Source organism: Shewanella gaetbuli (assembly GCF_023284065.1).
Taxonomy (GTDB): domain Bacteria; phylum Pseudomonadota; class Gammaproteobacteria; order Enterobacterales; family Shewanellaceae; genus Shewanella; species Shewanella gaetbuli.
Genome location: NZ_JAKIKP010000002.1, coordinates 124,639 through 142,845, shown reverse-complemented (window position 1 = coordinate 142,845; position 18,207 = coordinate 124,639). Strand labels below are relative to the sequence as shown.

Sequence of the window (18,207 nt, the reverse complement as noted above, 5' to 3'; positions counted from 1 at the left end):
TTTGGCTTGGGGCTTTCCTGTTTTGCGCTAACAAAACATCAAACTGTGCGTGCTGAGTTATTTAAACTCTTTTGCTGTGTACATTTCAACAAAAGCGCGCTTGTATAAGTTAACAACGTTTTCGAATACTTTAGTCATGGCAACATCTCTCTACAAATCAGGTCATTTAATTAACAAAAATCATCTCAAATTTAAGATAACGATTCCCTGGCATATGCTGCTCGTTTTCTTAATGTGGGTATGATACGAGGGAATAATAAAGACTTCAAACTAGTAAAAATGATAGTTAGGATTAGTTTTTCTAATGGATATTGGTTTTCATTGTCGTTACAGCTTGTATAAAGTGTTGTTTATAAAGGGTTTGGTCTTTTTTTGTTTAATAAAATAAGTATTGGTTAATGTAGTTAGATTGCTTTTTTGGCATCTTTATTCACTTTTATTGACTAAGTTGCGATAAATTAAAGGTTGTTACTTTATTTTAAAAAACACCTATCACTTTAGTGTCCAGTTGTCAATATTCCTTGCGTGGTAATATGCGCACCTACTCAAAACCCATTTAAAGCTGCCGCTTTGATTGATTCACCTCAAATTTCAGTGGTATAAAATGAGAGTATTTATATTTATTTGATTTATAAGTTGCTGATATTCAGAATTAAATTTATACATCGAATGGATATGGTGAGCAAGATCAAGTTTTTGAGAAAAGCGAGACATGGCAACAAGTGTTATGCTTTGCTGGCTCAAAAAATATACAAAGCATATTTATGCTAACAATTTCATGATTAACTATTTTGCAACATATATAGCTAACGTAAATTGAAAGTATGTAAATAAATACGTAAACCCCATTTTATGGCAACAAAAATGTTGCCTTTAGGTATTTGGTTGTACTGAAGTAAGGAGTCGCCAATGATTATCGAAGAGGTTGTTGAGCTATCGCGTTTGCAGTTTGCGCTGACAGCCATGTACCACTTTTTATTTGTTCCACTAACGCTAGGTTTAGCCTTTATTCTGGCTATCATGGAATCGCTTTATGTGATGACTGATAAACAGATCTATAAAGATATGACTAAATTCTGGGGTAAGTTATTCGGGATTAACTTTGCACTGGGTGTGACCACCGGTTTAGCAATGGAATTCCAGTTTGGTACTAACTGGTCTTATTTCTCACATTATGTGGGAGATATTTTTGGTGCACCACTGGCTATTGAAGGCCTAATGGCGTTCTTCTTAGAATCTACCTTAGTCGGTATGTTCTTCTTTGGTTGGGATCGATTCAGCAAACGTCAGCATTTAGCGGTAACTTGGTTAGTTGCCCTAGGGTCTAATATGTCTGCATTATGGATCTTAGTTGCTAACGGTTGGATGCAAAACCCAGTAGGTGCGGTATTCAACTATGAAACCATGCGTATGGAAATGACCAGCTTTGCTGAAGTTATTTTCAACCCAGTTGCTCAGGTTAAGTTTGTTCATACTGTGGCTTCTGGTTACGTAGCTGGTGCAATGTTTGTTCTAGCCATTAGTTCTTACTACATCCTAAAAGGTCGTGATTTACCGTTTGCACGTCGCTCGTTTGCTATTGCAGCAAGTTTTGGTATGGCGGCTATTTTATCAGTAATGGTATTAGGTGATGAGTCAGGCTATGAAGTAGGTGAAGTACAGCGCGTTAAGTTAGCGGCAATTGAAGCTGAGTGGCACACTGAGCCTGCTCCAGCAGCATTTACAGCCTTTGGTTTCCCAAATCAAGAAACCATGGAAACAGACTTAGCCATTAAGATTCCATATGTAATGGGTATTATTGCTACACGTTCATTTGACGAGCAAGTAACAGGTATTATCGACTTAGTTGACGAGCATGAGATTCGTATTCGTAACGGTATGATTGCTTATTCATTATTAGAACAATTACGTGCTGGTAATGACGACCCTCAACTTCGTGCAGATTTTGAGTTAGCCAAAGGTGACTTAGGTTACGGCTTATTATTGAAGCGTTACACTGAAAATGTTGTTGATGCGACAGAAGAGCAAATTAAAGCAGCTGCTAAAGATTCTATTCCGAATGTAGCGCCTCTATTCTGGTCTTTCCGTGTGATGGTTGCTTGTGGTGTGTTAATGCTAATCATCTTTGCTGCAGCATTCTGGCAAAGTACTCGCCATAAGATTGCAGAGAAAAAGTGGGTGCTTAAAGCGGCACTGTATGGCTTACCATTACCGTGGATTGCCATTGAATGTGGTTGGTTTGTGGCAGAGTATGGTCGTCAACCATGGACGATTTCTGAAGTGCTACCGACCTTTATGTCAGCTTCAAGTCTAACAACGTCTGACTTATGGTTTAGTATTATTTCGATTACCTTGTTCTACTCAGTATTACTGGTTATTGAAATGTTCTTAATGTTCAAATATGCCCGTCTTGGCCCTAGTAGTATGAAGACCGGACGCTACCATTTTGAAAACCAAGATGCTTAATCAGAGGACCTAACTATGTTTGATTATGAAGTATTAAGATTTATCTGGTGGGCATTAATTGGTGTGCTGTTTGTTGGCTTTGCCATCACCGACGGCTTTGATATGGGTGTAGGTGCGTTATTACCAATTATTGGTAAAGACGACACTGAACGCCGTATTATGATTAACACCATTGCGCCGCATTGGGACGGTAACCAAGTTTGGTTAATCACCGCCGGTGGTGCGTTATTTGCAGCATGGCCTATGGTATATGCAGTATCGTTCTCGGGCTTTTATGTGGCCATGATGTTGGTATTGTTTGCATTGTTCTTGCGTCCAGTTGGCTTTGATTATCGTTCGAAAATTGAAGATCCAAAATGGCGTAAGTCTTGGGACTGGGCACTATTTGTGGGCGGTTTTGTTCCTCCGTTAATCATCGGTGTGGCATTTGGTAACTTGCTACAAGGCGTACCGTTTAACTTTGATGAGTTTTTACGTGCGACTTACCACGGTGGTTTATTTGGCTTGTTGAATCCATTCGGACTACTTGCTGGTTTAGTGTGTGTCAGCATGATCATGATGCAAGGTGCTGCATGGTTACAAATGAAGACTGAAGGTGAGTTACGTGTACGTGCTGCCAACATGACGCAAATTTGTGGTGCATTGCTAGTGGTATTATTTGCTGCAGCAGGTGTTTGGCTTGCTAACGGTATTGATGGTTATGTGGTTACTTCAGTCATTGATACAGCAGGCCCATCTAACCCAACCACTAAAACAGTAGCCATTGAAGCGGGTGCATGGTTAGCTAACTACGACAAGTATCCTTTTACAATGCTGTTCCCTGCGTTAGGTTTAGCTATGCCTGTATTGGCTATTTTAGCCAGTCGCTTTAACCGCAGTGGTTTTGCATTCTTGTTTAGCTCGTTAGCCGTTGCAGGCGTAATTTTAACTTGTGGTGCAGCAATGTTCCCATTCGTTATGCCTTCATCTTTAGAGCCTAATGTGAGCTTAACAATGTGGGATGCCACAGCAAGTGAAATGACTTTAGAAGTGATGACCTTTGCTGCCATCGTGTTTGTTCCAACGGTATTAAGTTATACCATTTGGACTTACTTCAAAATGTTTGGTCGTTTAAACCGCAAGCATATTGAAGACAACAAAACTTCACTTTATTAATAGGAGCATTCATCTATGTGGTATTTTGCGTGGATTTTAGGTGTATTACTAGCGTGCTCTTTCGGCATTATTAATGCACTGTGGTTAGAAAACACCGAGAATATGGATCGTAGCGATAGCGAAAGCTAACCTATTTAAGTATCTATAATCGACAATGAAAAACCCGCTGATATCAGCGGGTTTTTTTATCTTTATTGTTAGATAAACAGAGTTTATGCCGTAACACAGGCTTTATACCAATCACGATAAATAGCTGGGCAGTTATTGATTACGATTAGTATTAGACTTCATCAACAAGTGATACATCACCGGTACCCAAATTAACGACAGCATAGTGGTCAGTAGGGTTCCGCCAGCTATGGCGATTGCAAAGGGAGGCCAAAAGCCGCCACCTGCTATGATCAGGGGTAAAAAGCCGCCAATGGTCGTTACTGTTGTTGAGCCTATATGTCTGCCACAACTACTCACTGTATCGATAATCAAATTAACATTACCTTGGCGCGCCTCGGGTAAATCTTCTAATTCAGCTAATATAACAATGGCGGCATTAATCGCTAGCCCCATTAACCCTAATAATCCGATGATCACTGTAAACCCAAAAGGGTAGCCAAACACAAATACCGCTAATAAGCCAAGACCCGCAGACTGCATTGCACTTAATAAAATAATGCCGGTTAATCGGAATGAGTTAAATGACAACACAACCGTGGCCAATAACAAGGTCACTACAACCACGATATTAGATAATAAATTGCCGACGGCTTCATTTCTTTTGGCACTTTCTCCACCCACCTCAATGTGATATCCCGAAGGTAAATTGATTTCATCTAAACGCTGGGTGACGTCATTCAGCACTTGCGCAGGCAGTACGCCACTGGTGATATAGGCTTCAATGGTGTTAACTCGTTCGCCGTTTCGACGGGGAATAGCCCCTCGGCTCACACTGACTTGGTTATATGACAATGCCGATAATGGAATACCTGTGCCATTAGCGGACACTAAATTAATTTCCGCTAAGCGGGTAGCTTGCTCGCGGCTGGTGTCGCCAAGTCTTACTCTAATGGGCAGGGTTTCGGTTTGTTCTAAAATACTGCCACCAATAATGCCCGTTGTTGCCATTTGTACTTGGTTGGCGATATCCGTCAAACTGAGTCCACTCATTAAACTGGCATCTTCATTAACCTGTAGCCACAGTTTAGGTGCACCGGGTGACAGTGTTGCTCGAGTATGAATAACATCTGGTGTTGCCATGAGTAACGCTCTTACTTCATCACCAATGGCTTTTAAGGTATCAAGATTTGGCCCATAAACTAATAACTCTACTGGAGCGTTGAAAGGGGGGCCTTGTTCAAGTTTTCTGACTAATATTTGTGCCTGTGGAAACGCCACATCAAGTGATTGCTGTAATTGTGGAATCAATTTATTAGCCGTTTCAAAGTTGCTGGCTTTAACCATGGCTTGTGCATAGTTAGTTGAGCCTTGCTGACGCTGGGTTAGGTTGTAATAAAACGAAGGCGTATTGCCACCTATAACCCAAGTTACACTTTCAATATCTGCAATTTGTTGCAGCTTTTTATCGATCATTTCCACTTGATGCTGGGTGTTTTCTAAACTGACTTGAGACGCCAAGTGAACCTCAATTTGAAACATATCTCTGTCAGAGGGCGGGAAAAATTGCTCGGTCATCTGCCCAGAGGCGATAAAGCCACTGACAGGTAAAATACCCACCACTAATGCAGTCAGAAAAGGCTTATTGAGCGCAATTCGCAGGCTGTATTGAAATGTTTTGGCTAGGCGAGGGAAGGCCATGCCTTGTTGATACCATGCACTATTTTTTTCGCTGCGGCTAAAACGGCCTGCAAGACCCGCAATCAACGTATGTGAAATAATATATGAGCCCAGTAGAGCAAACATCACCGAAATGGCGATGCCACCAACAAATTCACCGGCCGCCCCTGGCATTAACACAATAGGGGCAAAAGCTAGCATGGTGGTAATTGTTGAACCTGCCAATGGTAGCCATAAATGATGCAGTGTTTTACTTACCGCTTGTAACTTGGTCATCCCCTGCTGGCGGCGCTGGGCTATGGCGTCAACAATGACAATGGCATTGTCGACCATGATACCTAGTGCCACCACTAAGCCTGTTACTGACATTTGGTGAATAGGCAAGCCGGTATATTTCATGCAGGCTAAAGTAAACAGAGCGGTTAAGGGTAATGATAACGCCACAATTAAGGCATTGCGTAACCCTAGGGTCAGCATTAATACACTAACAATAATCACAAAGCCTTGAAATAGATTGATAACCAAGTCACCCAAACGAACACTGGTATAGTCTTGTTGATTAAACAGCCACTTCACTTCAATGTTGGCGGGTAAATTTTGAGAAAACTCGTCAAGCGTGTTAACAATGTTTTGTTGCCATTGATCCACACGATGGCTTTCTAACATGGTGGCACCAATCAACACCCCTTGTTGGCTATCGATTAAGGCAACGCTATTGGCCGGCGTTTTAGCTTGACGTTTGATGGTAGCCACATCACCCAAGCGGATAATTTGACCATAGTCATCAATTTTTAAAGGCACTTTTCGAATCCGGCTTTGTGAATCAAGCTCACCAGAAACCTCTACTAAGGCTTTAAATTGATTATTATTAATTTCACCCGCAGACACTTTGCTGTCAGCATTAGTGAGAATTTGGGCAATGCTACCTGGTGTAAGTTTAAGTTGGCTGATTTTATTACCATCAAGCTCAACCAGAATTTCTTCTTCTGGAGCTCCGTACAGTTTGGCAAAATCAGTACCTGACAATAAACGAATTTGGCTTTCTAGTTCTTTTGCATAACGATTTAAGATATCGGCTCTAACCGGGCTGTCATCTTGCCAAACTACTCCTAAAATGGCGGTGCTGGCGTAGCCTACTTGATCATCTAAGGTGCTATTTTGAGCCTGTGCAGGTAGTAAGGGCTTAGCATCAGCCAGTAAATCCCTTGCTCTAGACCAAACAGAGTCAGTTTCTGTAATGGTGTCTTTTAGTTCCAGTTGAATAACAGAAATGCCGGGACGAGAAGTGGACTGAATCAGCTTAATTTCTTCTAAACGTCTTATTTGTGTTTCAAGTATTTCAGTGACTAAGGCTTCAACTCGCTCAGCTGATGCCCCTGGGTAATGGGTAATAATGGAAGCAAACCGGTTAGTGATATGAGGGTCTTCTGTACGTGGCAAACTTTGAATGGCGCCTAAACCTGCCACAATAAGTAACGCAATAAATAAACTGCTTAAACGACCATTTTGAAGGAATGCTTTGATCATAGTGCCACCACATTGCTGGTTTGTTGCGGCTTAACTACCTGACCGACTACCAGTTTATGTAATCCTTCAACCACTAAGGTGTCGTCAGCATTAATGGCGCCTTTAATGTAAGCTTGGTCTTGATTGGTATAAATGATTTCAACATCACGGCGTTCAACTTTATATAAGCTTGGGTCATTTGCTTGCGGGTTGTTGCTCAACACATAAACATTCCATAGGCCTCTTAGGCCATCTGTTAAGGCTGATATTGGTACCCAAAAACCTGCAATTTCAATATTTTGTGAGTATTCAAAGTAGGCTATTTCACCATTTAATACATTGGCATCATTAGGTAAGCTAATTCTTAATTGTACCGTGCGTGTAATACCGTCAACTTCTGCACTGATACCGGCTATTTTCCCTTTATAGGTGTGTTGACCCACTTTAATGCTAACTATCTCACCATTGGATAAACCTTGAGCTACCGTAATAGGAACACCAATATAAGCTAACTGCTGTTGTTGGCCTATGAGAGTAAAAACAGGGCTACCTAAGCCGATCACTTCACCGAGGTTATGATGACGCTTGCTAATTTTTCCATTGAACGGAGCAATCAGAACTGATTTTTCAAGCTTTAAGTTAGTCGCATGCAAACTGGCTTTTAAGCGCTGAAAGTTAGCTTGAAGCCCTGCAACATTTTGTTTTGTTTCATCAAGTTGTTGTTCAGAAACATAGTTTTTGTCTTTTAATGCAAGATTACGTTTTAAGGTACTTTTAGCTAAGTCTAGGTCAGATTGTGTTTGATTTAAGCTGGCTTCTAGTTGCTGTTTTTCAGCTTCAAGTAAGTGGGTATCTAAGCTGGCTAAAGCCTGACCTTTCAAAACACTATCACCGCTATCAACATTAATGCTGTTGAGTTTTCCTGCCAGTTCAAAACCAATTCCGGTGGTATTCGCTGAGCGAATAATACCGGTGTAAGTTTGTAGGTGAGGGTAATGGGTTGAGGCGACTAATTGAGTTGTTGAGACCGTTTGATAGCTGACGGTGTTTGAATGTGGTTTTACCTCACTACCACAGCCACTTAACACCACAATAGATAACAAAACAGCTAATAAGCTCTGCATATATCGATGTATCCTGTTTTTAAGTACAAGCTTTCGCAGCACCATGTCAGTCGATTTATGTTCCATGAGGTGTCTCCAAAAATGTTTTGCAAAGTTTTTGTTAGGTCAACAAAATGTAGCCGTGATGTTAAACTAGACTGTCTAGTCTAAGTTGGTAAAACTAGACTGTCCAGTCTATTTTGTGATTAAATAGTATTAATAGTTAATAATTGGTGGTGTTGGTGCGACAGCTAAAATGCCAAAAGGATAACAATATATGACCACTAATATGGATGTAACTTTATCTAAAAGTGAGCAGAAAAAAGTGCAAATTTTGAACTCTGCCATAGAGTTATTTTGTAGTCAGGGCTTCCCTACTACCAGTATGGATGAGGTTGCTAAACACGCCAATGTATCTAAGCAAACGGTATACTCGCATTTTGGCTCAAAAGATGACTTGTTTGTTGCTGCCATTGAGTCAAGGTGTGTTGTTCATCAATTAACTCAAAACCTATTAGAAGATAGCAGCAACCCAGAGGATGCGTTGAAAACATTTGCGCTGCAATTTGGCAACTTAATTGTGTCTGAAGAGGCTATCACTGTGTTTACCACTTGTGTGGCACAGGCTGACACCCACCCTGACGTTTCGGCATTATTTTATGAGGCCGGTCCAAAACATATTCTGCACCTATTGGAGGTGTACTTATCTGAAGTTAATCAACAGGGGGAATACTTTTTTGATAACCCCCACGATAGTGCGGTTCGTTTTACGTTAATGCTGTTTGGAGAGCTAAAAATGCGCCTTGAACTTGGGATTCCTGTTGATGATTTATTCGCGAAGCGACCTCAGTATTTAATTGATACCGCCACCATGTTTTTAAAAGCGCACAAGTTGTAACAATATCAATTCATTAAAAATGTCATCATATTGAACTACATTTGATAATGCATCGTACTACATTATTATTCTTCGATATTATTCTTCGATATTATTCTTCGATAAGTCACTACAAGGACGACGTTAAATGGTAAACGCGCTTTCAACATCAATTAAGCAGACATTCCCCTCTGTTATCTTAATGAGCCTTGCCAGTATTGGTTTTAGTTCGTCAGTGTATGCCGCAAAATATTCTCCGTTTGAACTCAATGTGGCTCGTACAACAACACAAGAAGCGGATGTCGGTGAAAATCAATTAAAGCGTGATGTTTGGAATGCCAAGTTATCGGCCTCAATGCCAATTAATAAACAATGGATGATTGGCGCCAATGTGGGTTACAACAACCTTGACTATGGTTGGCGTGTTAATGAACAGAGCCCGATTCGAAACACAAATGTGCCGTGGAGCTCTATCAATCAATATAGTGCTGGTCTGTCGTTAATTTACCGTCCTGATAACCACTGGATGTTCTTGTTTGCTCCTAAATTACAATATGCTTACGCCAACAGCGCTTCTTCTTCAAATGCCCAGAGTTACGGCGCTGTAGTGTCAGGCATGTATCGCTTTAACTCAGGTAATATGCTGGGTTTTGGGGTGGCATATTTAAATGATATTTCGGAAGTGCGCACTATTCCTTACTTGGCCGTTAAATGGCAAATTAACGACAAGTGGGTACTTGCTAACCCGTTTGAAGCTGGTTTCAGTGGCCCAGCGGGTCTAGAACTCAGTTACCAGTTATCAAAAGATTGGAACTTTGGGGTAGGTACTTCTCGTCGCACGGAACGCTTCTTAATTGAAAATGACAACACCACCATTGAAATTGAAGAGTGGGTTGGTTTTATTCGCGCGGGTTGGTCTATCAGTAAAAGCGTGAGTTTAAATGCGTATGCAGGCTATTATTTTGGTGGCGAGATAGAGCTTAATCAGCCTATCGCAACTGAAGATATGAGTAATCAAGCAGCAGGGGCGTTAGCGTTTAAGATTAAGTTTTAATTTACTGTTGGTTCATCTTTATTGTGATTAAAAGGTTAATGGAAACATTAACCTTTTTTGTTGCTTTCTTTTTGACGTTATTTCAACGCTTTAGACATCTTACCCTCAATAACTATTAATGTGTTCGCACATCCTTTAGTCACTTTTTAAACAGTTTCTTACGCAAAATTTCAATTCTTAACCTACCCTTTATAGGTTGAAAATTAACCAGCGTATAGGTTGGAAGCCCTTGCTGGAAATCGAATTGGATATCGTGATTGAGGTTTATGTTAATGAGCCTTAGTCCAGGAGGAGAACAATTTTTGCTTTGTATATGGATTAATTACAAGTTTATAACCAGGGAGTGAGCATGTTTAGAATAAATAAACTGACACTTGCGATGACTCTTTTTGGGGTTACCGCATTATCAGGTTGTGGTGGGAGTTCAGACTCTTCTGAATCAGAAGTGACTGCCCCACCTCCACAAACCTACATAGAAATTGGTGGCGGAGGCGTTAAAGGCCCAATGGCAGGAGCTGATGTTACAGCCCACATTCTTAATATACAGCAACAGAATTTACAAGGAGATGAAGTTAGCCAAGGACAAACAGACTCAACGGCTAAAATTATTGATTTAACCATTCCAGAAGATACCAACTCACCTTTATTGCTAACAATCACAGCAGATGCAGACACTATAGATATTACTACGGGTAATGCGCCTGTTATTTCCATGGTCAAAACCGTGATTACGACGCAAATGTTAGCTGACGGCCTTGAGTTTTATGCTACGCCATTAACCACAATGGCCGTTAATTTAGCCCAATTAAATGCAGATAAATCGAATGGTGTTTATGGTGGTAATGCTGACGGTAATGTCACTCAAGAAGAGTTTTTAAATGCATTACCCATTGCAGCAAACCAAGTTAAGTCTACTTTAGGTTTTGGGCTACTTGATGATATTGATATTTTTTCAGCAGCGCCATTAGTGACTAATGAGCAAACGGATAATGCATCATTAGCCAAGGTTGCAGCCTACAGAGCCGCTATTGAAGCCACTTCTGCAGTGATTAAGAATATTACTGAAAATGCCACAGAAAATAATACAGATGTCGCTGTCACTACAGATCAAATTTTGGATGCTTTGGTGATGGATTTAGCGGATGGTTCTATTGATGGTAATAGTGGCGGAGAAGCTATTACAGCTTTTGCAGATGTGTCTAATTTGTCAGAGATGGTTACCGCAGACCCTTCAAGTTTATTTATTCCGGGTACTGAAATTCCAATTACTGATATTCAAACCGTATTAGCTGAAGAAGTCACCGTTACAGGTGCAACTTCAGATACCACAGGGCTTACCGATGGCTCAATTGAAACCACACCTGAAGCGGCAGAAGTTAATCCTGATATTGATGGTGATGGGGTAGTTGACGAAGAAGATGCTTTTCCTCAAGACCCTAATGAAACAATTGATTCAGATGAAGATGGTATTGGTAATAATGCCGACCCAGATGATGATAACGACGGTGTAGCAGATAGTGACGATGCTTTTCCATTAGATGATTCCGAAAGTGTTGATACTGATGAAGATGGCATTGGAAACAATGCTGACACAGATGATGACAATGATGGAGTACTTGATACAGACGATGCATTTCCATTAGATGAGACTGAATCAGTGGATACTGATGGAGATGGTATTGGCAATAATGCAGACCCCGATGACGATAATGACGGTGTAGCTGACACTGATGATGCTTTCCCATTAGATGAGGCTGAAACGGTAGACACTGACATGGATGGCATAGGTAACAATGCTGATCCTGATGATGATAACGACGGTGTCGTTGACAATGACGATGCTTTCCCGCTTGACCCTGAAGAAACTTCAGATGCTGACGGAGATGGTGTTGGTGATGAAGCTGATTTGGATGATGACAATGACGGCGTTGAAGACAGCATAGATAATTGCCCGTTAGTGGCTAACCCTGATCAGTTAGATACAGACGAAAATGGCGTGGGTGATAGTTGTCAAGAATCAACAACAGGCGTATTCGACACTTCCAAGTGGGATGACGGATCTACGTTTCAATAAATCAAACACTTAAAGATTAATAATTGTAAAAAGGAAATTCACATGTTTAATAAATCATTAATTATTATCGGTTTATTGTCTGTATCTTCAATGACAATAGCTGAAACTGTAGTCCCTAATACCTTTGCCGCAGGTGATAGTATTGTTGCAGCAGATATGAATGAAAACTTCAGTGCAATCGCAGGAAGTGTTGATGAGAATATGACACTTATTGAAGATTTAATAGCACGTGTTGAAGCGCTTGAAGCCGGTATGACCAGCAGCGTGGCGGGTAGAACGTATCACTTGGCTCAAATAGGTGTGCTTAATAGAGGTAAAGTGTATGCAGATAATACGTTACATAACACTTCAATGACCGTGGGTAACCTCTCTCAAAATTATACTCTGACGATATCTTCAGGTAATACTTTTACCTTTATAGGCAGTGAAAATGAAGGTGAAACGCATAATACTGGTGCGGTAGAAACCCTAAGTGAAAATTTAGCCGTGAGTGCGACAGGGACCTATGTTCAAGATGGAGCAACGTTAACGTTAACCTTTGACGGCTCAGGTGATGAAGTTGAATTTGTGGTATCAAAAGCAGGTAGTTCATTACTGAGCTCACAGTTTTACGCAGCCAGTGATGACGGCGATGGTTGGACTCGTATTGAATCCAGCTTCTTAGCGGGTGTAGAAATAGAATAGCGTTAATGGCTATTAATCAATAGAAAAACAAAAAGCCCTATGACTTTTTAACTCATAGGGCTTTTATTTTTTATCGCAGAGTGATGTTGATAATTAAAAATAAGTCACTTCTTTAATGCGTTTCGAACGATTTTGTTGTTCATATAAATGCCAAACATGTTCGAAATCCAGCTCAAGCTCAGTCACGTAATAGTCGCCAGTGGGGTAGGTTTTAACTACCTTAGCGCCTTTAATAATGCCACTTACAGATGATCGAACGCTATCATTGGTGAGCATCCACTCACTAACACTACTGTTAGCATCAATTTTCTGACCATAAACTTGTTCAGCTAATTCACGGTAAGCCGCTATTTTTGACGCTTGCATCGCCATTAATACCTTATGCGATTCACTGTCAGATGGTTGGGTTGCTAATGGTGCATAACCTACCGCAGTAATTTTAGGAAAATGATTTGGCGCCTCGGTTTCCCACTGCACATATTTGTCATTGGTGGCACAACCTGAGGCAAGTACTAATGCGGCCAACACCATAATGATTTTATTCATTGTGCATCTCCTAATACGGTATAACGACTCTCTTTGGTGTTTTCAGTACGGTAAATCAAACTGCCCTGAGTATGTACTTTATTAGCGGGTAAAACATAACCCGACAAGCTTTTGCCAGCAACAAATGACTGTACTGCCGACACCACTCGGTTGTTGGTAATATTAACAACACGACCATTAAAGTTTACGCCTTCAGGGGTTAGGTTAATGGTAGACACTAAAATATGTGATACCGGTAAATCGGAGGGAAGCTGTTGCCAGTCTCGACTCAGCATTAACTCACCGTTTTCAGTAGCACGTAAAGTGTTAGAAACATTTAAATCAACCACATTAAACTCATGGGCATGAAACGCCGTCATTAAGCTTTGCTGCAACTGTAATGACAACTCACTCGTGCGGTTAAAGTCGTCAGTAAAAACAGGCGTGGCGACCACTAATGGTTGGTCGGGTCTTAAAGCATCATTTTGCAACACCAGCTCGTTGACTAACTTTTCAGCCCATACGTTAAGCTGCCCTTTGGGAGCGATACCCGCCGCATTGATGTCATACACAAAACGTTGTTGATATACATCATCACTGTCTTGATAACTTACGTGAGCACCGTCGTGGCTATAATCTAAGTTGTGCGCAGTATTCATGCTATTACTGCAGCCCAACATGCTTACTGCTGTCAGCGCTAAAGCGAATGCGGTAAATGATTGCGGCATGATATGTTCCTTTGCATCTTAGCGAGTTAAATTCACTAACACAGTGTGTTTTGATATTTCTTTATCGGCACCATTGATTAATTCTTTACCGGTATCGCTAAAAATTATTGATGAACATTTCGTTGTGGTGGATGACGGTTTAAGCGCGTCAATATTGTCGATATTTATTAGGCATAGATTTTGCTTTGATTTATACATTACAGTGAAAATAATCCGTAAGCGGTTGTTTTTAAGCATAGATGACGGATATCTGACGCAAGGTGAATTATGTTTGGTACGCTGAAAGTAAAACATGACGGAAAAGTGTTGCCACAATTAGTAAAACCGTTGATGGCTATAGGTTGCTTATTGGCTATGTTATTGCCGTTTCATACAAATGCCGAGCAAATTGAAGTTACCGGTTCGGCTAAAATAGTTAATAACAACATTGATAAAGCCAGAGAACAAGCCATTAATCAGGCGTTAAATTATGCCAGTTTGCGCTCGGGAGTCAGCTTTAACAGCCAACAACAAATTAGCCAAGGTAGCCTTACACAAGATACTTTTTCAATGCAACGAATGGGTTCAGCCAGTAATATTGAATTGGTAAGCGAACTTGTTAGTGGCAATAGCATCACCGTAGTGTTATCGCTATATATTGATGATGCTTCACAGGTTGAACAATGCCAGCAATCGGCACTTAAAGCCGCAATTTTGTTGCCTCAAGCGGATATAAGACACCCAGTACAACTGAACTATGGTCATTTAAATAATTTCCCCGAAGCATTGACCTTGAGAATGGGCGAAATACTTAATAATCAGTCACAAACTAGCTTTGCCAAAGTACATGCCAATGAGCGTTTATATAATAAAAATGATTTGGTGAACTTTAAAGGTTACCGCATCCCGAGTTGGTTAGGAGAATTAACCGACACACAATACATCTTAAAAACTGACATTTTAGATATGTCTACCGAGCCCTATACCAGCAGTTTTTTGGGCCTAGTAGAACATACTCCATTAAGGCAGTTTACCTTTAAGTTACAGTTATATCATGGCATTAGTGGTGAAGTAGTGTGGTCTGAAACATTATCAACCAATGCCGAATGGGATTTTAAACGTCAAGAAACCGTAATGCCAAACAGCCAACGTTTTTGGTCATCGGCATACGGACAGGCAATTTATGCTCAACTGCAGCAAAGTATTATCTCAATGGATGACGCGTTAAATTGCCGCCCAGTATTAGGTCAAATAGTTGCCAAACAAGGCGACAGAATTATCATTAACTTAGGGCGAAATAACGGCATAAAACTTGGAGATAAACTGCTAATTGTGCTTCAGAAAAATATTCCAGATAGACTCAACAATATGCGCGCTTTAGTGACTGAAAACACGACAAAAGTGAGTGTTGATCAGGTGAGTGAAGACACCGCCACCGCAGTGATAGCAAATATAGACTCAGCAGAAAATATTCAAATTCAAGATATTGCCATAAAACTGTAGTTGTTTATTCGTGGTCAAAGAAGATAAAACACCGACGTATAATTATTAACCGATTAAATACAAAAGGTTTTAATTGTCGGTTTTGGTCTTTCCATCATCAATAAAACCAGTATAATCTTTTGCGTCTCCCTATAGCTCAACAGGATAGAGCAGCCGCCTCCTAAGCGGCCGATCAGGGTTCGAGTCCTTGTGGGGAGACCATATTCCTTCTATTGCTTACCCAACATTCTTGTCGTATTTTCTCTCGCCTTATCTAATCTCAGTGGTAAATCATTGATTAGTTTCATATAGTATATTGTATGGTGCTTTCTGTACTGGAATGAAAATTGCAGTCACATCTTATCGTGTTCATCAGTGTAAAAATTCTGACGTTAATCAGTTTCATTAGCTAATCATTAAGGGATGCATATAATGCAAGAGTTTGATTTATCTTTAATTGGTCGCAATGCACCTTTGCTTGCAGATGATATTGCTGCTGAGTCTGAAACTCTTAATCGTTTGGTTTCTAGTGGACGTTTTTTAGTGCTGGGTGGAGCTGGTACCATTGGTCAAGCAGTGACGAAAGAGATTTTTAAACGTCATCCTATAAAATTACATGTTGTTGATATTAGTGAAAATAACCTGGCTGAATTAGTGAGAGATATTCGTAGCTCTTTTGGGTACATAGAAGGGGATTTTAAGACATATGCATTAGATATTGGCTCGGTTGAATATGATGCTTTTTTTGAGTCTGATGGCAAGTATGACTATGTACTGAATTTATCTGCTTTAAAACATGTCAGAAGCGAAAAAGATCCTTATACATTGATGCGTATGATTGAAGTCAATGTATTTAATACTGACAAAACAGTGAAGCAAGCCATTGCAGCTGGTGCAAAAAAATATTTTTGTGTCTCTACTGATAAAGCAACTAATCCTGTCAATATGATGGGAGCGTCTAAAAGAATTATGGAAATGTTTTTGATGCGTCGTAGTCATCAAATTGATATTTCCACTGCTCGATTTGCCAATGTTGCCTTTTCTGATGGTTCTTTATTACATAGCTTCAATCAAAGGTTATCGAAACAACAACCTATTGTGGCTCCCAATGATGTTAAACGCTATTTTGTAACCCCGAAAGAGTCTGGTGAGTTATGCCTAATGTCATGTTTATTAGGGCATAATCGTAATATTTTTTTCCCTAAGCAAACCGCTAATTTACCGTTATTATCATTTGCTGATATTGCATTAATGTATTTGTCTCAAAAAGGTTATAGCCCTTTTTTATGTGACTCTGAACAGCAAGCAAGAGCATTAACCACGACCTTGCCTGAACAGGGACAGTGGCCTTGTTTATTCACCCAAAGTGATACCAGTGGTGAAAAAGAAATTGAAGAATTTTTTACCGAAAACGATGAGCTTGATATGCAGCGTTTTGTTCAACTTGGTGTCATTCATCACCCTGATGCTTTTGATGAGCATCAACTGAACTTTTTCGAAAACGAGATAATTCGCTTAAAACAGGAAAAACGCTGGAATAAAGCACAGTTGGTTAACCTGTTTAATCAAATGATACCGGAGTTCGCTCATATAGAAACGGGTAAATCTTTAGACGGTAAAATGTAGGACTATTATGAATATTGAACATATTTGCCAGTTTATTCGCGATACTTTTCAAACTGATGAGTTTGTTCCTTTGCATGCTCCAACTTTTGTTGGTAACGAAAAACGCTACGTGATGGACACCATTGATAGTACTTTTGTTTCTAGTGTAGGCAAGTATGTTGATGAGTTTGAGCAAAAAATTGAATCTTTTACTCAGTCTCCCAAAGCGGTTGCTGTTGTTAATGGTTCGGCTGCATTACAAATGGCGCTTTACTCAGCAGGCGTGAAGCAAGGTGATCTCGTACTCACTCAAGCACTGACTTTTGTGGCTACTTGTAATGTTCTTTATCATTTAGGTGCTCAGCCTATTTTCATTGATGTGTCTGAAACCAGCTTGAGCCTGTGCCCTAATGCATTGGAAAGGTATCTTAATCAACATGCCACAATTACTGAACGTGGCTGCATTCATAAAACCACGGGGCAACGAATTAAAGCATTGATGCCAATGCATACCTTTGGTCACCCCGCTGAAATGGATGAGTTAGGGGTGATCAGTAAAAAATGGCAATTACAGCTGATAGAGGATGCTGCTGAAAGTTTAGGTTCAATGTACAAAGGCCGTCATACAGGCACCATCGGCGATTTTGGTGCAATCAGTTTTAATGGTAATAAAATTATTACAACTGGTGGAGGTGGCGTTGTGCTGTGTGCCTCAAGTGAGGCTGGGCAGCATGTCAAACATATTACGACCACAGCTAAAGTGCCTCATGCTTTTGAGTTTTATCATGATGAACCGGGATTTAATCATCGTTTGCCTAATATCAATGCCGCGTTGGGATGTGCTCAAATGGAAGTTATAAATGAACTTATTGCTAGCAAGCGTGTGCTTGCTATGCAGTATCGTGAGTTTTTTGCGGGTTCTGATTTTCAGTTTGTTGAAGAGCCTTGTTATGCAAAATCTAATTATTGGCTTAATGCCGTTATATGTCCCAGTGTCGAGTCGAGAAATACATTGCTAAATGAAACGAATAGTCATGGAGTAATGACTCGCCCTGTATGGACGTTAATGCATCATTTGCCTATGTTTAAAAATGCACTAAGAGGTGACTTAAGCTATTCCCAGTGGCTTTCACAGCATCTTGTTAATATTCCTAGCAGTGCGTTGTGTGTAGATAGATAGC

14 protein-coding genes and 1 tRNA gene are annotated in these 18,207 nt (G+C 40.4%); 11 read left to right on the top strand and 4 right to left on the bottom strand.

Annotated features, from left to right (window positions below; translation table 11 throughout):
- The first annotated feature begins 909 nt into the window (after positions 1–909).
- Genes cydA through cydX form a run of 3 tightly spaced genes read left to right on the top strand, consistent with a single transcriptional unit; the run spans position 910 to position 3,750 of the window.
- Complete coding sequence (gene cydA / locus L2672_RS03350) at positions 910–2,466, top strand: cytochrome ubiquinol oxidase subunit I (RefSeq protein WP_248994426.1); 1,557 nt, start codon at positions 910–912, stop codon at positions 2,464–2,466.
- A 15-nt stretch (positions 2,467–2,481) separates the two neighbouring features.
- Positions 2,482–3,621 carry a cytochrome d ubiquinol oxidase subunit II gene (gene cydB, locus L2672_RS03345; protein ID WP_248994425.1) on the top strand — a complete coding sequence of 380 codons (1,140 nt, stop codon included), beginning with the start codon at positions 2,482–2,484 and terminating at the stop codon, positions 3,619–3,621.
- 15 nt (positions 3,622–3,636) lie between these two features.
- Positions 3,637–3,750: a cytochrome bd-I oxidase subunit CydX gene (gene cydX / locus L2672_RS03340; RefSeq protein ID WP_248994424.1), complete on the top strand. Its 114-nt coding sequence runs from the start codon at positions 3,637–3,639 to the stop codon at positions 3,748–3,750.
- 132 nt (positions 3,751–3,882) lie between these two features.
- Here the strand turns inward: cydX and L2672_RS03335 are convergent, their stop codons facing one another.
- A complete protein-coding gene (locus tag L2672_RS03335) occupies positions 3,883–6,936 on the bottom strand; it encodes an efflux RND transporter permease subunit (protein WP_248994423.1) in 3,054 nt (1,017 codons plus the stop codon).
- Positions 6,933–8,105 carry an efflux RND transporter periplasmic adaptor subunit gene (locus L2672_RS03330; protein WP_420833122.1) on the bottom strand — a complete coding sequence of 391 codons (1,173 nt, stop codon included), beginning with the start codon at positions 8,103–8,105 and terminating at the stop codon, positions 6,933–6,935. The genes L2672_RS03335 and L2672_RS03330 overlap by 4 nt, the downstream gene beginning before the upstream one ends.
- A gap of 190 nt (positions 8,106–8,295) precedes the next feature.
- Here L2672_RS03330 and L2672_RS03325 point away from each other — a divergent pair, with 190 nt between their 5' ends.
- From L2672_RS03325 to L2672_RS03310, 4 genes are all read left to right on the top strand, one after another.
- Positions 8,296–8,916 carry a TetR/AcrR family transcriptional regulator gene (locus L2672_RS03325; protein WP_248994422.1) on the top strand — a complete coding sequence of 207 codons (621 nt, stop codon included), beginning with the start codon at positions 8,296–8,298 and terminating at the stop codon, positions 8,914–8,916.
- A gap of 127 nt (positions 8,917–9,043) precedes the next feature.
- Entirely contained in the window at positions 9,044–9,949 is a 906-nt protein-coding gene (locus L2672_RS03320) for a DUF6268 family outer membrane beta-barrel protein (protein WP_248994421.1), read from the top strand.
- A 349-nt stretch (positions 9,950–10,298) separates the two neighbouring features.
- Positions 10,299–12,023, top strand: a complete 1,725-nt coding sequence (locus L2672_RS03315; protein ID WP_248994420.1) for a thrombospondin type 3 repeat-containing protein — start codon at positions 10,299–10,301, stop codon at positions 12,021–12,023.
- A 42-nt stretch (positions 12,024–12,065) separates the two neighbouring features.
- Positions 12,066–12,707, top strand: a complete 642-nt coding sequence (locus tag L2672_RS03310; protein ID WP_248994419.1) for a hypothetical protein — start codon at positions 12,066–12,068, stop codon at positions 12,705–12,707.
- Positions 12,708–12,800: 93 nt separating this feature from the next.
- On the opposite strand, the gene L2672_RS03305 is transcribed toward L2672_RS03310, so the two are convergent.
- Together L2672_RS03305 and L2672_RS03300 are read right to left on the bottom strand one after the other, a co-directional pair.
- Positions 12,801–13,253: an LPP20 family lipoprotein gene (locus L2672_RS03305; protein ID WP_248994418.1), complete on the bottom strand. Its 453-nt coding sequence runs from the start codon at positions 13,251–13,253 to the stop codon at positions 12,801–12,803.
- Positions 13,250–13,960 carry a FlgO family outer membrane protein gene (locus L2672_RS03300; protein ID WP_248994417.1) on the bottom strand — a complete coding sequence of 237 codons (711 nt, stop codon included), beginning with the start codon at positions 13,958–13,960 and terminating at the stop codon, positions 13,250–13,252. The genes L2672_RS03305 and L2672_RS03300 overlap by 4 nt, the downstream gene beginning before the upstream one ends.
- 267 nt (positions 13,961–14,227) lie before the next feature.
- Here L2672_RS03300 and L2672_RS03295 point away from each other — a divergent pair, with 267 nt between their 5' ends.
- From L2672_RS03295 to L2672_RS03280, 4 genes are all read left to right on the top strand, one after another.
- The gene (locus tag L2672_RS03295) at positions 14,228–15,442 is read left to right on the top strand and encodes a flagellar assembly protein FlgT (RefSeq protein WP_248994416.1); all 1,215 of its coding nucleotides are present in this window, start codon (positions 14,228–14,230) and stop codon (positions 15,440–15,442) included.
- Positions 15,443–15,567: 125 nt separating this feature from the next.
- A tRNA-Arg gene (locus L2672_RS03290) sits at positions 15,568–15,643 on the top strand.
- A 210-nt stretch (positions 15,644–15,853) separates the two neighbouring features.
- Complete coding sequence (locus L2672_RS03285) at positions 15,854–17,047, top strand: UDP-N-acetylglucosamine 4,6-dehydratase (protein ID WP_248994415.1); 1,194 nt, start codon at positions 15,854–15,856, stop codon at positions 17,045–17,047.
- Positions 17,048–17,054: 7 nt separating this feature from the next.
- Positions 17,055–18,206, top strand: coding sequence for a LegC family aminotransferase (locus tag L2672_RS03280; protein ID WP_248994414.1), 1,152 nt, complete (start codon positions 17,055–17,057; stop codon positions 18,204–18,206).
- The last annotated feature ends 1 nt before the right edge of the window (position 18,207 follow it).